15 protein-coding genes and 1 pseudogene are annotated in these 15894 nt (G+C 58.2%); 9 read left to right on the forward strand and 7 right to left on the reverse strand.

Annotated elements, in window-relative coordinates; genetic code table 11:
• Positions 1-192: 192 nt before the first annotated feature.
• Genes E4K64_RS30630 through E4K64_RS30645 form a run of 4 tightly spaced genes read right to left on the reverse strand, consistent with a single transcriptional unit; the run spans position 193 to position 2216 of the window.
• The gene (locus E4K64_RS30630) at positions 193-1182 is read right to left on the reverse strand and encodes a phospholipase effector Tle1 domain-containing protein (RefSeq protein WP_126261722.1); all 990 of its coding nucleotides are present in this window, start codon (positions 1180-1182) and stop codon (positions 193-195) included.
• Between the two features lie 6 nt (positions 1183-1188).
• Positions 1189-1392, reverse strand: a complete 204-nt coding sequence (locus E4K64_RS41775; protein WP_126261721.1) for a DUF2235 domain-containing protein — start codon at positions 1390-1392, stop codon at positions 1189-1191.
• A 15-nt stretch (positions 1393-1407) separates the two neighbouring features.
• Complete coding sequence (locus tag E4K64_RS30640) at positions 1408-1770, reverse strand: hypothetical protein (protein WP_126261720.1); 363 nt, start codon at positions 1768-1770, stop codon at positions 1408-1410.
• Positions 1767-2216 (reverse strand): hypothetical protein, encoded by a 450-nt coding sequence (locus E4K64_RS30645; RefSeq protein ID WP_126261719.1) that lies wholly within the window; start codon positions 2214-2216, stop codon positions 1767-1769. Before E4K64_RS30645 ends, E4K64_RS30640 begins: the two co-directional genes overlap by 4 nt.
• 339 nt (positions 2217-2555) lie before the next feature.
• Between E4K64_RS30645 and E4K64_RS30650 the strand changes: the two genes are divergently transcribed.
• From E4K64_RS30650 to E4K64_RS30675, 6 genes are all read left to right on the forward strand, one after another.
• Positions 2556-2873 carry a helix-turn-helix domain-containing protein gene (locus E4K64_RS30650; RefSeq protein ID WP_256464939.1) on the forward strand — a complete coding sequence of 106 codons (318 nt, stop codon included), beginning with the start codon at positions 2556-2558 and terminating at the stop codon, positions 2871-2873.
• 75 nt (positions 2874-2948) lie between these two features.
• Complete coding sequence (locus E4K64_RS30655; protein WP_126261717.1) at positions 2949-3581, forward strand: ImmA/IrrE family metallo-endopeptidase; 633 nt, start codon at positions 2949-2951, stop codon at positions 3579-3581.
• A gap of 96 nt (positions 3582-3677) precedes the next feature.
• On the forward strand, positions 3678-4529 hold the full coding sequence (locus E4K64_RS30660) for an E2/UBC family protein (protein ID WP_126261716.1): 852 nt from the start codon (positions 3678-3680) through the stop codon (positions 4527-4529).
• A 23-nt stretch (positions 4530-4552) separates the two neighbouring features.
• The gene (locus tag E4K64_RS30665; protein WP_164719088.1) at positions 4553-6019 is read left to right on the forward strand and encodes a ThiF family adenylyltransferase; all 1467 of its coding nucleotides are present in this window, start codon (positions 4553-4555) and stop codon (positions 6017-6019) included.
• A gap of 491 nt (positions 6020-6510) precedes the next feature.
• A complete protein-coding gene (locus tag E4K64_RS30670; RefSeq protein ID WP_167772346.1) occupies positions 6511-7191 on the forward strand; it encodes a lipase family protein in 681 nt (226 codons plus the stop codon).
• Between the two features lie 94 nt (positions 7192-7285).
• Positions 7286-7744, forward strand: coding sequence for a hypothetical protein (locus tag E4K64_RS30675; RefSeq protein ID WP_126261713.1), 459 nt, complete (start codon positions 7286-7288; stop codon positions 7742-7744).
• Positions 7745-8208: 464 nt separating this feature from the next.
• On the opposite strand, the gene E4K64_RS30680 is transcribed toward E4K64_RS30675, so the two are convergent.
• A complete protein-coding gene (locus E4K64_RS30680; protein WP_126261712.1) occupies positions 8209-8820 on the reverse strand; it encodes a hypothetical protein in 612 nt (203 codons plus the stop codon).
• Positions 8821-9128: 308 nt separating this feature from the next.
• Here E4K64_RS30680 and E4K64_RS30685 point away from each other — a divergent pair, with 308 nt between their 5' ends.
• Positions 9129-11390 carry a T6SS phospholipase effector Tle1-like catalytic domain-containing protein gene (locus E4K64_RS30685; RefSeq protein ID WP_135166772.1) on the forward strand — a complete coding sequence of 754 codons (2262 nt, stop codon included), beginning with the start codon at positions 9129-9131 and terminating at the stop codon, positions 11388-11390.
• A gap of 24 nt (positions 11391-11414) precedes the next feature.
• Here E4K64_RS30685 and E4K64_RS30690 read toward each other — a convergent pair whose 3' ends face one another.
• Positions 11415-13064 (reverse strand): phospholipase D-like domain-containing protein, encoded by a 1650-nt coding sequence (locus E4K64_RS30690; RefSeq protein WP_126261710.1) that lies wholly within the window; start codon positions 13062-13064, stop codon positions 11415-11417.
• A 229-nt stretch (positions 13065-13293) separates the two neighbouring features.
• On the opposite strand from E4K64_RS30690, the gene E4K64_RS30695 reads away from it, so the two are divergent.
• Positions 13294-14103 carry a S1/P1 nuclease gene (locus tag E4K64_RS30695; protein WP_126261709.1) on the forward strand — a complete coding sequence of 270 codons (810 nt, stop codon included), beginning with the start codon at positions 13294-13296 and terminating at the stop codon, positions 14101-14103.
• Between the two features lie 297 nt (positions 14104-14400).
• On the opposite strand, the gene E4K64_RS30700 is transcribed toward E4K64_RS30695, so the two are convergent.
• A complete protein-coding gene (locus E4K64_RS30700; protein ID WP_126261708.1) occupies positions 14401-15156 on the reverse strand; it encodes a hypothetical protein in 756 nt (251 codons plus the stop codon).
• Between the two features lie 382 nt (positions 15157-15538).
• On the opposite strand from E4K64_RS30700, the pseudogene E4K64_RS30705 reads away from it, so the two are divergent.
• Positions 15539-15685, forward strand: a pseudogene (locus E4K64_RS30705) (IS5/IS1182 family transposase); the annotation flags it as partial.
• Positions 15686-15894: the final 209 nt, after the last annotated feature.

Below are 15894 nucleotides of genomic sequence, written 5' to 3' on the forward strand. Positions count from 1 at the left end.
CCGCGCCGGCGATTGTTTGTGGGGCTGGACTATCGGACTCAGCTCCGCTGTGGCAGCAATTTTCCTTTATCCTTTGGTTGACCAGAGACGATCCATAAGGCGCCCGCATTCGATCGCCATCCGGAAATGCAGGTAGCAGCCGCGCTGGAATCAAGTGGGAAAAGTACCATTCACGGTAGCCTCCTGCTTCTTTTAGCTGCTGGTTGCGGCCGTGCCACCGCCTCCGCTGCTAGCGACCTCGTAATATGCCTTGGCCTTAAGATGGTTCTGCAAAGCGAGGGGCCTGTACGGTGCAAAGCTCGTAAAATTGCGCACCGCCTTCATTGACAGCCGCTCATAGACGGTTGGGTGAAGCTGCGCCGTGTCGGGCACCTGTCGCACTGCCTTTGACCATTTGAGCGCGGTGCCACCCATACCCACCATGCATTCATCGTGCATCATGCCGTCCGCCGACGGATATAATCTTAACCGGTCACTATCGACCAAGACGCGACCGGCCTCCGGAATCTTCTGGGTGATGAATTCCACCATCCAGGCCAGCGTGACATCTGACAGGCGAGATTCGTTCTCGGGATAGCTTCCACCGATGTCGGCGTGATTGCCGGCAAACCAGATCTGGTCGAACTGCTCGGGCTCACCCTCTCGGTCTGGCCACTTCACAGTACCGCTTCCTCCCCAGGGTACCCGCTTGAAGTCCCTCCGGCCCTCATCGATTGATTGCAGATGCCGTGCGTACTGGATATCCGATGGAAAATGTCGATCGTAAGCCCAGTCTGGAAAGAAGCGTTGCCAACCGATCGCGGCGACAGCGTCCCAAATTCCGATAAAATAGGCGGAAGCCCCTGCACGACGTCCGACCTGTGAGCTGTAGGCATTGCGAAACTGCGCCGCCCGCTTGTCGGCTTCCGCGGCTGCCCTTGGCATTCCAAGCCAGTAGATCGAGGAGACCGCCTCCTTGGTAACTTTCCTCAAGGAAGCCGGATCAAGACTGATCGGCTGACCGTCCCCCTCCTTCGTCGGAATACCGCAGAGCTCGAGCACGTGCGCGAGGCACCTTGCCGTATAGGCGCCGCGGCTGAAGCCGAACAGGTAGATACGATCTTCAGGCTCCCGACGCCGATAATCGCGACATAGCAATCGATGATCTTCTTCGTGATGCCGATCCGAACATCTGCTGGACAGTCTCTTTCAACCTGCCCCAAGCGTTGGTGTGTCCAGGCACAGGCGTCCCAATCCGGGAATGTAGAGTGCTAATTGCCTCTCTGGGTCGATGATCGAATCCGGCCCGGTACGCGTAGCGCGGTATAGCTTATAGACCGTGCGGCTCTCGTCAGGCAGGAGACCGCCTTCGTTGCCCGTGCCGTCCGCGAACACCAAGATGTTCTTAGCCATGTCAGTCTGCCTTTATCATGTGACGAGAGGTTCGAGGGATGCATCAGCGACGGTAATGCCGGTCGCATCGGTGAAGATGGCGGCTACATCCCTGGCTGTCTGACGGTATGCGTCGTAGGTGCTTTGGCCCACGAGCGGGATCGCCTCTGCCAGGCTTATCACCTGGCCCTGCTTAGCGGCGATCGCGGCGGCCTTGAGCTTCTGCTCTTCAGAGCGGAGACTGGCAATGGCCGCATTGAGGTCGGAAATGTTCGTGGGTGTCACCAGCTTGCCGCCGATGTAGACGAGCTGGCTAAGTCCGACGATGCCCAGGATCGTGTCCGGAACGACGAAGGTCGAAAGCTGGTTTACGCCCGCCGCGATCAGCCCACCGATCACGACCAGCCGAATATAAAGCTTTGGTAGCGGTACACATCGAAGGCACCGTCAGTGGAGAAGAAGTCACGCCAGCTCGCATTCGACGGATCGACTGACGTCTTTGCCATCGGAAGCCAATTGCGGCGCAGGAGCCATGCCCGATTGTCTGCCGACAACGTATTCCGTTGGCTGTCAGTGCCCTTTGCTATGGTTGCGCCAATGCCGCTAATGCCCAAGAGCGTCAGGATCGATCCGGACAGATCAACCAACGTTCCGGTCTGAAGGAGAAGCAGCGAAATCAGGGCAGCAACCGCCAGAGAGAAAGCCAGTGTCTGGAAGGTCGACAGACTTCCTTTGCCGTCCGGGCCCGCGGAGACCTGTGCGGGGTTCAACGCGCGCAAGAAAGATCCCAACGTGTGATCCTTCTTGCGGAGTGCAAAGGCTATCCAGAGGTAGAGAACCAGCACCTCGACAAGGACGGTCCCAATACTGAACCAGTAGGGACTGAGGCGGACGCTTACGGATGATACGCGCCAGGGCGACTGACCGACTGGGCTACGCTGGCGCGGCAAGGGAAACCATCCTCCAAGACTTGGAAATGGTCGAAGCCCGTTGAGAGCTGATGACCCGCAACGTGCAGAGCTACCTGGCCCGCGTCGGAAACGATGCGGGGCACTTTCTTCCCGTCTAAAATGTCACTCTGGCGATAGCATCTGCGGCACCGAATGGCATTTCACGAGTGACAATCAGCTAATTAGCTGATAAGCTTCCAGAAAATAGGAGAGGTCTACGGTATGGGTCTGGATATGTCGTCCTTTGGACGTGCAATTGCCTCCGCGCGCAAGGAGAAGGGCATGAGCCAAAAGGAACTCGCCACTAAGATCGTGAAGGAGGACGGCGAGGCAATAACTCCGCAGTACTTGAACGACATCGAGCACGATCGCAGAAGCCCGTCCTCAGACCATTTGGTGAGCGAGTTTGCGAAGGTCCTAAAGATAGACCCGCTGGCTTTGTACGGCGTGATCGGAATGCTGCCCGAGCAGGACAGAAAACTGATAAGAAAATCCACTCCTGACCAGGTCAACCAGGCATTCGTTGCGTTTCGGAGACACCTGAAAGGATAGCGCTTGAGGTACGTCCGCGACACGATGCATGGTTTTCGGGAGAGGCCTCACTACGAGCCTGCCGAACTTGATTCCATGTTCGAAAAGCTCGTGGCGGACCACCTGCGGAGCAAGCACGGCAAGGTCGAGTTTCCTATTTCGACTGACGATATCACGACCTTGATCGAGCGGGACGTTACGGATCTGGACCAGCATGCCGACCTGACCATGTATGGCGCCGGCGTTGAAGGCGTCACTGAGTTTGCCCGCGCCGGAAAGCCAAGGGTCTCGATCTCCAATGACGTCCACAGGTTCGAGAACCGGCTGCGCACCACCCTTACCCATGAATACGGGCATGTGATCCTGCACGCCTACCTTTTCGCGCTCGAGCAGCGCCAGCTAGCCGTGGACGGCAATCGGAAGCCCAATGCCATCTATTGCAAGCGGGATACGATGGTCTCCGCGAGCAAGACTGACTGGATGGAATGGCAGGCCGGCTATGTATCTGGCGCGGCCCTTATGCCAAGGACTTACCTCAAGAGAGTCGTGGGCGACATCCAGCAGCAGCGGAACATTTACGGGCCCTCGTCACCAACCAGCGAGAATGGCGTCGCACTGATCGATGCAGTCGTGAATGGCTTTGCCGTCTCACGCGAGGCGGCCACCGTGCGCCTGAAGATTCTGGGGATTCTCGGCCAGGAACTAGCCTCCGGTAATCTTTTCTCCTGAAATCAATAACTTGGCGCCCAGTTGACTCGGGCGTCGTTCGGCGTAAAATACGCTAATCAGCATATCCGCTGACTAATTGATAAAGGAGACGGCAAGATGAGCGAAGCGAACCAGGAAGGTCATAAGGAGCCCATTGAGGCGGGGCCCAAGGGCCACGAGGCCTGCGGGCACGATGAAGTCAAAGCCCTGCACGATATCGAGGAGGCCAAGGCTGACATCGACAAGGCCAAGGACGAGATCCAGCACGGCATGCAGGACCTGGACGCGGCCGAGCACAAGCTCGAAGCTGCCGAGGAGGAGCTTGAAGAGGCCCACCACCATCCGAAAATCATCCATTTCTCGGTGGACGGTGAGGATTACGAGACAGAGCAACGCAAGTGGACTCCGAACGAGATCATCAAGGAGTTCTCGGGTCTGGATGTCGCGACGCACTATCTCGTCGAGACCGATCCCCACCACCAGGCCAACTTTCAAGGCAAGGGCGACGTCCCGTTCAGATTGCACGATCACGCCAGCTTCCAGGTGATCTCGGTCGGTCCCGCTCCAGTTTCCGATGGGACTGCAAGAACCGGGGTGCCCTGCTTCATCGCGGGTCTGAAATCGCTCGGTTTCAATCCCGCGATTGCACCCGGCAAGACCGAACATGTTTACTTCGACTACGAAATTCCGACCGGCAAATTCGCCGGGCAGCAGATCAAGCTGGGTCTGGTGGTACCGGGGGACTTCCCGATGACATCGCCTAGGGGAGTCCACGTATCCCCCAGGTTTTATCCCAACCAGGGCGGAGGCGAACATCCGAGGGGCGGCATTCACGACAGCGCCGACTTTCAGAACGCGTTGGGTGGTGAATGGCAATACTGGTCTCGCCCTTACAAGAACTGGGGCGCCGCGAAGAAGGCGGTGGCTACCTACATGAGCCACGTCTGGAAACTATGGGACACGCAATGACAAGGGCCGTCCGGAGTGCGGCCATGTCCGAGGCGGTCGACGCGTTAGCGCGACGTCACCTGTTACGCGCCGACCGCCAGGAAGATCTCTGCTTCGCGCTCTGGCACCCGAGCACAGGGCAGACGCGGACGACCGCTCTGGTTGAACGGCTGATCTTACCGCGCGAAGGCGAACGGAACGTCCACGGCAACGCCAGCTTCGAATCCCACTATTTCACCCGAGCCCTTTCGGAAGCCGCGGAGGCTGGCGCAGGTCTCGCGCTCATGCACAGTCACCCGGGCGGCCTGGCATGGCAGGGCATGAGTCCGGATGACATCAACACCGAGCAGGGTCATGCAGCCGCCGTCTACGGCGCCACGAAGTTTCCCTTCGTGGGCTTCACGGTCGCAAGCGATGGAGCCTGGAGCGCCAGATTCTGGGAACGCACGGCACCGCGCCAGTACGCAAGGCAGGACTGCACCACCGTCCGCGTGGTTGGAGAAAAACTTCGCTCAACGTTCATGGAGGCTCTCGCGCCGGTCCCACGCGGGACAGATGCGCAGATACGAACGATCTCTGCGTGGGGCAGGAAGAAGCAGGCCGATCTCGCGCGGCTTCGGGTTGGCATCGTCGGAGCGGGCAGTGTGGGCGCCTTCATCGCCGAGGGCATGGCCCGTACCGGAATTGAAGACGTTACGGTGGTTGATTTCGACAGGATCGAGGCCAAGAATCTGGACCGCCTCCTCTACGCGAAGCGAAGCAATGTCGGGGTGCTGAAGGCGGAAGCATTGGCGGGACACTTAGGCGAATGCGCAACGGCAGCACGATTCAACGCCCTGCCGGTCGTGGCGGCTGTCTATGAGGACGCCGGCTTTCGCGCCGCGCTGGATTGCAATGTCCTGTTCTCCTGCGTCGACCGCCCTTGGGGAAGGCATGTCCTCAATTTGATTGCCTATGCTCACCTGATTCCTGTCATTGATGGCGGAATATCAGTGCGCACGAACCGACAGGAGGAATTGGCCGCCGCTGACTGGCGCGCACATACAGTCACCGTGGGACATCAATGTATGCAGTGCATCGGCCAGTACGATGCTGGGCTTGTTCAGCTGGAACGGGAGGGTTACCTGGACGACCCGACCTACATCCAGGGATTGGACAAGGGCCACCCGCTGAAAGCTCGCGAAAACGTTTTCGCCTTCTCGATGTCCTGCGCGAGTCTTCAGACGCTTCAGATGCTGGCGATGGTTCTCGATCCTCTTGGCCGATCGAACCCCGGTCAGCAGCTCTATCATTTCGTAGGCAGCTTCATGGAGCCGAGCCAACACGGGAAATGCAGCCCCGAATGTCTCTTTGCCGATATCGTCGCACTGGGGGATCACTGCGGGTTTGAGGTGACTGGCGCACCTCCTGCGAACAGAGACCATGTCCCAGAGAAGTTGCCTGAGCGGGTGCCAAGCCCGAGCCTGTTCCAGCGAATCTCTCGCGCAGCCAAACGCCTTTTCATCGGCTGATAAGTTAACCCCAGTCATGCGCTTCGGCCTTCCAGCAAATACAGACACGTTCGAGATACCGGACGATTGGTGGCAATTCGCCGAAATGGAACGCTTCCAGCCCGGTCCGGGAGGCTACTACCCGTACCAGGTGCGAGCCGGGAATGACGTGGACGTGGTACCTCTCGCCGACGTGGCGCCGCCTCAACGCAATCCCGGCGTACCCATGCTTAAGAAGTTCAAGCTGGTCCCGATACTCCTCGCATTCCAATCTCCCGAGTGCGCGCTCCCTCCGGTCGAGGTCTACCACGCCAGGTCGGGCCCATACCGCTTCACGGTCCACAATGGCTTCCATCGGTTCTACGGTTCAGTAGCAGCGGGATACGTGTACTTGCCGGTCCTCGTCCGCGAGCCGCTTGACCTTTGACGAGGCTCGCCGCCATCGTGCCAGCCTCTTGCCAATATCCAGGTGACCATACAAGATGACATTGGATGCCGCATTGGGGGGCACAATGGTTGCACCATCCGCCGATCCTGCTTGGATCATCACTCTCGTTCACGGCACCTGGGGACGCGGGTTCTTCAGTCTGGATAAGCCGACCAAGTCTCCACGTTGGTTTGAGGCGGGTTCGGAATTCCGGCATCACCTAAGCATTGAGTTGGAAACCCTGGGCATTCCTGCCCCGCATTTTGAAGTCTGCAAATGGTCCGGTTCGAACTCGATTGCTGCGAGAGAAAGCGCAGCGCGCCAGCTCGCGGACCAGCTCGAATCGCAACAGCGGTTGAATCCAGGCAGGAGGCAGCTTGTCATCGCACATAGCCACGGCGGTAACGTTGCGGTGCGTGCGACCACGCATCTCAAGAGTACCGATAAGCACATTCTGGTCGCGACGCTTGCGACACCGTTTATCGAGATTTTTCCGCGCTCAAGCATACTTTCGCCGAGTCCAGTTCTGACGTTTGTCTATCTTGCTGCCAATGTAATGCTTGGCGTCTTCCCGTTCCTTTTCCTGACAGGCATCATTAAGCCCCTGACGCAATTCTGGCTGGTGCTTTATGGTCCGCTGGCGCTCATCGCCATTGTCGCCCACTTCTTTTTTAACTCCACTCGCCAGAAGAAAAAGAGAGACAGGCTGGGTAAGCAGCTCGTACAGCACACATCTCACGAGGGACTAACCCCAACACAAGTCTGACCTTCTCATACTGCGAGGCATCGATGACGAGGCCACCCTATCAATCGCTGCTGGCGCATTGGGCCGGAGGCTCGCCTCATTCAATTCGAATCTGATGGAGGCTATCGGTGAAGGCGTACGGTGGATCTTTTTTCTTGTGTGTCTTCCGGTGCTAGGAATCTTCGCCTTTCCGAAGGCGTTGGTGGACAGCTTTATGCACAGCTTCTTCCTGCCCGCATCTTACATATTCTTTGGCGTCATAGCTGTTGTCTCACTAGCCATTCTCCTGTCAAACGCGATAGCGGCCATGTGCCTTGCCGTCTACGGAAAGGAACTGTTCATGAGTTCTGCCAATCCACAGGTAAGCACCAACTCTGCCCCCGATTGTCCAGGGCCGATTGCCATACACACCTTAACCCGCAATGAACTCAGGTCACCCGGTGGATTTCGTCACTTTATTTATAACGAACCCGGTTGCGCGGAATACGTCGTGAGATGGGCAGCCGCACGCATCGCCGGCAAGCACTACGTCGATATTCTCGTGTACGGCGAGGTTCAAGGCCGACACGACTGAAATATCCAGAGGATTCGGCGCTCATAGGTTGCTTGAATGAGTCCAACGAGCAACCGACGAGTTAAGCGGCAAACGACCGAAATTGTTGGTCGGCCGATTATCACTGCAGGCCTGCCTCGATGCACGGCAAGTTTGGGAAACTGGGCCTGAAGTGCGCCATGCGAAGCGTTGATTTCTGACCAAGTGAACCGTCCGCAACCCAAGGCGAACTCAAACACCAATCTTTCTGCAATAGTCGTTATTGGGTTGCTGTTTCCCAATAAGCTTGGCGGGTAGCCAAAACCTGTGCACCTTACCTTGGTGACACCAGAGATCGCCGACTTTGACGGCCTCATTTCTGTCTAGAAGACGATAGCCCGGCAGGAAATCATATCCGACCGTCGCGTACGTTTTGAACTGCTGCCAGAACGTTATTTCATACAGTGCAGACCGCTTGTCTCCGTCGAGCACGGCGCGGCGTATTTCTAGACCCTTCTCGCGTTTGATTCTTTGCCCGCCTTGTCAAGCAACTCCTTGACTACCTTCGCTGCCTCGTCCTCAGCGATGAAGGTTTCAATCTTGTAGGGAGCTTCAATGAACTGCCCATCCTCGCGATAAGCCAGCCCTCGCACTATCTTCTCGGTCATCGCGTCAAAGCTCGCGCGGGGAATATTGATAGCAAGCTGTTCGGTCTTCGGCCGCCCCCAACGTTCGCCGAGCCCTGGCATGATCTGGCCTTCCGGGATTGCCTCCCCCTTGAACATCTCTGCAAGCATCTTCTTGCCTCGGGCCGCTCGCGCGGCCGCGTCCTTCTCATCCCGACCGGCCTTGGGGTCCATTGCCCTCAAAGCGGCGTCGGCCAGGCCTTGCGATGCTTCGTGCTTGGTGTCGAGCGCAAGAGCGACGCGATTCAGCAGATCACCTTCGATCTTGCTGAAGCGCTGGTTGCAGCCGAAGCAGCTTGGAAATGTCCACCTCTCCAGGGTTTCTGGCGTTGCATAAGGATACCAGGCCTTCGGAAACATATGGTCCGACGTAAGTTCAACGCCTTCCTTCACGCAGTGGACGCACTTTCCGATCTCCCTCTTTTTCGCCATGTGCTCTGCCGCTCCTGAATGGGAGCGTCCGTATAGCACACCCGCTGACGTTGTGCTCTGCAATAGCCGCGGAGCGCCGAGGGCCAGCGCCTCCTATTCGTCCAGATCACCAAGTCCATCCGACCAAAGAAAAGCATTCTGGCGCCGTCCTATTTCGTCTCAGGCCCATCTCCAGTTGCGCGTCTGTCCCCAAAGCACTGCGAGAAGGCGGGCTCCGGAATTTGATAGAACGACTATCAGAGGTTGAAATCTTCCCGGCACCTGTTACGCTTACGCATTCACTTTATCTTTTCAGGGAGGGCGCTCGCATGGCCAGCCCCAAGATCATTATCCTGTCCGACGGCACCGGGAATGCCGCCTCAAGCGTCTGGCGCACGAACGTCTGGCGGATGTTCCAGGCGCTCGACCTGCAAGGCAACAGCCAGGCCGCGAAATACGACGATGGCGTGGGCACCTCGTCCTTCGTTCCGCTCGCTGTGCTGGGCGGCGCATTCGGATACGGCCTCAAGCGCAACATCCTCGACGCCTACAAGTTCATCTGCCGCAACTACGATCACCAGAGCCATTCAAAGATCTACCTCTTCGGCTTCAGCCGTGGCGCGTTCACCGTGCGCGTCCTCGGCGCGCTCATTCTTCAGCAGGGCTTGGTTGTGGCGGATACCGAAGCGGAGCTGCACAACGGCGCGGTCGAGGCTTACAGGGCCTACCGGGCAAAGGGCTACCACTCGATCTTGCGGATCGAGGTGCTCTTCCGCGCCTTGCGCGACTACGTCCTGGTGCCGGTGCTCGACCTTTTGCAAGGCAACAAGCCCTACGCCAAGATCGTCCGCAAGGACATCCCATCCATAGAGTTCGTCGGTGTGTGGGACACGGTCGCGGCCTACGGCCTGCCCATGGACGAGATGACGCGCGGCGTCAGCAACTGGATCTGGCCCCTTGAGCTTCCGAACCGGGTCTTGAGCCAACGCGTCAAATGCGCAAGGCACGCGCTTGCGCTCGACGATGAGCGGACGACCTTCCATCCCGTGCTCTGGACCGAGGAAGGCGAATCCAAGCCAGCGGTCCCCACCACCATTGACGACGAGCGCCTGGTCCAGGTCTGGTTCGTCGGCATGCACGCGAACGTGGGCGGAGGTTATCCCGACGATGCCGTATCGTTCGTACCGCTGTCCTGGCTTGTCGACGAGTCGATCAAGCGTGGTCTCGTTTTCAAGGAGGCCCCCTTCGCAGACCCCGACTCCATTAAGCTGATCAGTTCAGCGCAGGATAAGGACGGCCGCCTCTATGACTCGCGTTCCGGCCTCGGCTCCTACTATCGCTATGGCCCGCGGAAGGTCTCTGACCTGTGCAATGACCCGTATGTCGGCGTCAGCGTCAAGTTGCCGAAGATCCACGAAAGTGTGTTCGACCGTATCGACAGCGGCTGCAATGCCTATGCTCCGATCGGCTTGCCGCCGGAGTACCTCATGGTTTCCCGCAACGGCAAGCTCACGCCGCTCGGGCCGACGACATTCGAGACGCCAGCAGGTGCGACCGCCCGCTTTGCGGCACAGGAAAAGCTCTGGAATTTCGTCTGGATGCGTCGGCTGGCGTATTTCGCCACCCTGGCCGCCACGCTGCATCTTGCGGCGTTCTGGCTTTTCCACGACCGCATCAAGGAGCATGAGTTCGAGTCACCGATCCGGATGGTCTCCGAAGCCGTGCGGTTCATCGAGTCTTTCCTGCCGAAATCATTTCACTGGTGGACGGACTGGTACGCCGCGAACCCCGAATGGTTCGCCGGCGGCGTCGTCGCCGTGATCATCCTTATGGTTCTTGGCGGCAGCCTTAGCAGCAAAATCAAGGACCGGATGCGCCTGCTCTGGCGAGACCGGGCGGCGCCGGTGCCGCTCTCTGGCCTGATGCACGACGCCATCTACGCGTTCAGGACCCACCCGCTCTATCAGTTTGTCATCCGCGCCGCGAAGCGGCACGTCCTGCCCCTGTTTTTGGTGGTGGTGATGGTCTGGTTCGGCGCGACGGTCGCGAGCCATTTCCTGTTCAACGTCGCGGACTCGATGGGTGCATTCTGCATAGGCACGGCAGAGGCCAGGCTTATCCCGGTCAACAAGGGCATCGACCAGGACAGCGCGGACTTCGCGACGTCGGCGATCTGTGCGCCAACAGGCCTGAAGGTCTTTTCCGGCCGCTCGTATGAGATCAGGATCGCGGTCACAGAGCCTTGGACCGACGCCGAGCGGCCGACCACACCAGGTGGCTTCCGGACCTCCACCATAGAGCTTGCCAACCGGTGGAAGTTTCGCGGTGCGATATTCCTCCGTCGCATCCTGTTCAGACCCTGGTACCGCATCATCGCGCGGGTGGGCGAGACCGGCGTGGACGAGTATTTCCTTGACCCCATCCCGCTTCCGAACACGACTCCGCAAACGTACAAGGCAACGTTCAAGGCTGCACGCAGCGGTGAGCTCTTTCTGTACGTCAACGACGCGGTGATCGGCCTGCCATGGCTCAGCGACACGTTTTACCCGAACAACGGAGGCAAAGCCAAGGTGACCGTGAAATTGTTGTGAGGCAATCAGACCCCACAGTGTTGGCTAGTCCGACGTCCGGGCGAAGAACCTTCGACGGATGGAACGTTCGGTGTTGCCAAAGTAGTCGCGCCACCAGTCACCGGTCTCAAGCGGTTTCGGCGGCGTCTTGCGCCACTTGAGCGACTCCCGGAAGGTGTGGTGCGTGTACAGCCGCATGAACTCTCCGAGATAGATGTCGGCCACGCGCGTATTGCCCCGGATCACCAGCATGTTCTCGTCGTTGTCCGTCGTGGAGGCGTCGCTGAAGTTGGCAGAACCCGCGACCACGATGGGATCGTCGGTCAAAGGATCGACGAGCATGAACTTGTTGTGCACGTAGCGAACGTTGGTGTTGAGGCCGGTCAGCCGCTCCTTCACCCAGCCATCGTATTTGTTGGAACGGATGAAATCGCCGATGGCGAACGTGTTCTCCGGCATCGCCCTCAGCGCCTGGATGTCCTTCAGCTCCTTGGTTTTCTCGGGGCCATCCTTCATAGGCCGCGTGGCTTTCTCCAGCAACGCGAGCCTGAACTGAGCATTGTTCTCGCGGTAAACCTCCTTCCAGATCTTGTTCATGCCGAAGGCAAAGGTCATCATGAGCCCTTCCTTTGCCCCTTTTGCCAGTGTGGCATACCACTGAAGCGCCGCCAGGTCGTTTCGGGGACTGAACACAGGCGTCACGCCCTTGGGCAGTTTTCCCTTCGGAAGCGGGGTCATCAACTCGACCTCGTTCCGCTCGGCCGGCGTTTCCGGGTCTTTCGCCAGCAACTCCCAATACTCCAGGAATTTGGCCGCGACGTCCTTGTCCTCGACCAGGTGGCCTACGTTCGAATGGCCGAAGATGCCGCCGTCCGAGAAATTGGTGCCGCCGGTCCACACAGAGACCGGCTTCTTGTTGTGCATCCGCACCATGAACTTGTTGTGCGAGATGTATGACTTGCCCTCGGTGCGCGGGATGCAGAACGAACCTATCCCTGCCGTCTTGATCGCTTGCTGGTTCTTCCTGCCGGGCTTTGCTCCCCGCTTGTCGTAAACCACCTTGACGTCGACCCCGCGCTTCTTCGCGGCCTTAAGAAGCTTGAGGAAGTCGGGGTAGTGGAATTCGTATGCTGCGATGCGAAGTCCGTCGCCCTTCTTGCAGGAATTGACGAACGCCTCAATTGCCTCGTACAGCCCGCGGGACAGCCAAATCCAGGCCTGCCCATTGGGGACGTTCTTGGGACTTTTGTCGCCGAACCTCGCGACATAGGCCTGGGAGCCGGCAACGCCCCGGTTGAAGTAAACGTCCTCGTCGCCGCCCTCGGGGCTTTCGGTGGAGATGTCGACGCTGACCTCCCGGAAGACCTCAAGATCCTTCGGGTCTCCCTTCAGTGCCGACACAGTGTAGGTATAGTCGTGGCCTGGCTCCGCCGTGTAGTCAGCCCACTGGAAGCTCTGAATGGGATGCTGCCGCGTCGAGTAGTGCGCCGGGGCCGGGAAGCCGGGGTCGGTCTCTGCAAACGCCTTCATGCCGGTCATATATCCGGCCTCTTCGGATGTCTGATCTACGCGGTGTATCGCGAAGCCGCGCAGCCCGGTGCACGACTGCTTCGGCAGGTTGATACCCAGCATGACGACGTAGGTGCCCGAAACGGCGTTGACCTTCAGGCCGTTCCTCGTCCTGTTCTCTCTCATGGATGCCCCTGAAATCGCTGAATGAAAATGACCGGGCGGATGACGAGAGTCCGCCCGCAAAAGGGCAGCCTCCCCAGATCTCCTTCCCGATCCCTATTGATGCACACTCTGAGCCGGCGTTCAACTTTACGTTGCTCGGAAGCCTGTCATTTCTCAGCCGCGAGCTTCTTCTCTACCGCAACTTGGGGTGATAAGCTCCAGCCATATTGTCTTGGCGTGAGGTAGCCGCATGCGCCGTTTTTATTTAGCCGCTGTTCTCCTTCTCGCTTTCTGCACCAGCGCCTCGGCATGGGGCGACGAAGGCCACAAGATCGTCTGCGAGATTGCCTACCGGCTCGCTCAGCCGGATACGCGCGCAGCCATACGCAAGCTGATCCAGGCGGACCAAAGGTTCGACACGTTCGCCGACTCCTGCGTGTTTCCCGACCATCCGCGCATTCGCCGATCGGAGCACTTCATCAATCTGCCCCGCGACGCGCGGGGGGTAACAGGGGACACCTGCCCGAACGCTCCGGAATGTGTGCTCACGGCCATCCTCAACGACTCGAAGATTGTGAACTCGAAGCACGCCAAGCGGGCCGACAGGCTTATTGCGCTCAAGTCGCTTGGACACTGGGTTGGCGACATACATCAGCCTCTCCACGTGTCCTTTGAGGACGACCGGGGAGGAAACAATATCAGGGTGAAGGGCGAGTGCTCGGGCAATCTGCACGGCGCCTGGGACAGCTGTCTTGTGAATCATGCAGTCGGGCCCGATGTCGATGAAGCGGCTTCAGACCTCATCGATGCGATCACTCCTGCGATGAAGACCAAGTGGACTTCGTCGGACCCGAGCGATTGGGCCAACGAGTCTTTTGCTATCTCGGAAGCCGCGAAGACGGGCTATTGCGTGATGCACGGCTCCTACTGCGACCAGCCCGAGGGCAGCGTGACCGTCAACACCGAATATCTCGCCGCAAACGAACCTATCGTGAGGGAGCAGCTTCAGAAGGCGGGCGTTCGGCTCGCGAATTTGCTCGACAGTATCTTTGCCGAGTAGGCCCGCTCTTCAATACGGAAGCACCACCAGCGGTATCGCACAATTGCGTGGGCCGTATCGACCATACGCGGCCCGTCGGATGGCTTTTTTCTTTTTTATATAGAACTGGCGTAGATATCTGAGAAATGCATGGGTGCCGGCATTTTCAACCGGCACCCCGCAACACTTGTACTTTTTAGGCCGTGAACCCATAAATCTGCCAGCGCACGGCTTGCCAGAGTCCGCTATGCCTCGATAGCGACTAAATTCTCCAGCGCAGCTAAATGACGCGAAGGGCCAATAGCGGCCCTTTCCTTTTCAGTCCGGTAGAAGAACTGCAGCTTGATCGGTGAGTTCGGTGCTGGGAGCTGGCTTACTCGAGCGTGCGAAAATGATCCGAGACATAATCGGTATTTCGGCTTCGGCTCTACCGTCTTGGCCGATTAGGATCAATCCGGCACCGCCATTCGCCACATTTAGAATAACCGGCTCGCCGCTCCACGTCTTGATCGGATCCATTCCGATGATGAGAAACTCACCAATCGGCTGGTCGAAATATTGAATGCGCAATTGCGGCCCGACTTCGGCTGCTGCAAGTTCAAAGCCCAAGTTTCGAGCGCGCGTGTAAACGTCAGCCAAGGTCGCAGTATCGGACGTGAACCCAAGCTGCGCTGGTGATACGAGTGCAAGCTCGATGTTCGTCTTGCGAGTGGCAATGAGAAACGTCGGCCGAGCGAAAACTTCTGCGGCTTGCCCACCGACACTGCAGCCTATCCGGTCGAGCTCGTTGCGAAGCTTCAGTGAATCAGCAAAAGTGCCTATTGCAACCCTTCTCCACGTCACAACATCGCGCTCGGACTTAATGAGTTGTTGAGACGCTTCGGCAGGGCGCATCTTGAGCTTCAGCTGTCTTTCTAAAACGTCGCGAGCCGCGCACTGAGCTTGCGCCGCACAGGTCGCTAAGTGAGCGATGCCAGCTGCAACTATCAAGACAAGGAGGTAGTGGCTGGCCCGATTCGCGCTAAGATGACGATCAATCGCGTTTAATTGCGCACTGGTTGTCAAAAGAGACATGGGGAAATCCTTTTTCAATCAAGCTTGATAGAAAAAGGCCCGCCTCCGAGTCTGGGGAAGAACGGAGGGAAATGACGTCCAATAAACATTTCCCGGCCGACTTAAAAATGCGTCCGGAGGCGGGGCCTATGGCTGAAGTATTCCCATTTTCAAAACGCAGGCGGCAGTCCGTAAGCCTGATTACCCGCCCGCCATCAAAACCGAAAAAGGCATGATGCGGCTAAAGCATAGCAGCATGGTTGGGTCGGCTCAATAGTGAAGTCTGCTGCGGGTCATTCGCGACTGGGGCGAGCCGGGAACGAGTAAGGTCACCTCCGTTGCGCCGTCGAAAGCGGAAGTCAATTCAGAGCATTAGCGACATGGTGACGGGGGCATTGCCGCACGCAATTTGATCGAACGGTTCTTCAACAAGATCAAGCAATGTCGGCGTATCGCGACCCGATACGACAAACTCGCAGCGAACTATCTTGCGTTCGTCAAACTCGCATCAATCCGAATTTGGCTGAGTGCTAATGAGTCCGCGCCCTAGTCGGGGTTCTCTTCACCTAAAACTCTTCACCCTATTGGCCGATCATTCTGCCGCCAGGTGGGGTAACGCCAGGGCCATCGGAGCAATGCCTTTCGTCAAAGTGTTTTTCCACACTATCGCACTGGACCTCAGCGGCTCCTTCGTAAACGACCACTAATCTGTAATGTGGCGCGGTTCTCCTGCGTCACGCCCACTCTCCCGTTGCGCGT

It is taken from the genome of Bradyrhizobium frederickii (assembly GCF_004570865.1).
In the GTDB taxonomy this organism is placed as follows: Bacteria; Pseudomonadota; Alphaproteobacteria; order Rhizobiales; family Xanthobacteraceae; genus Bradyrhizobium; species Bradyrhizobium frederickii.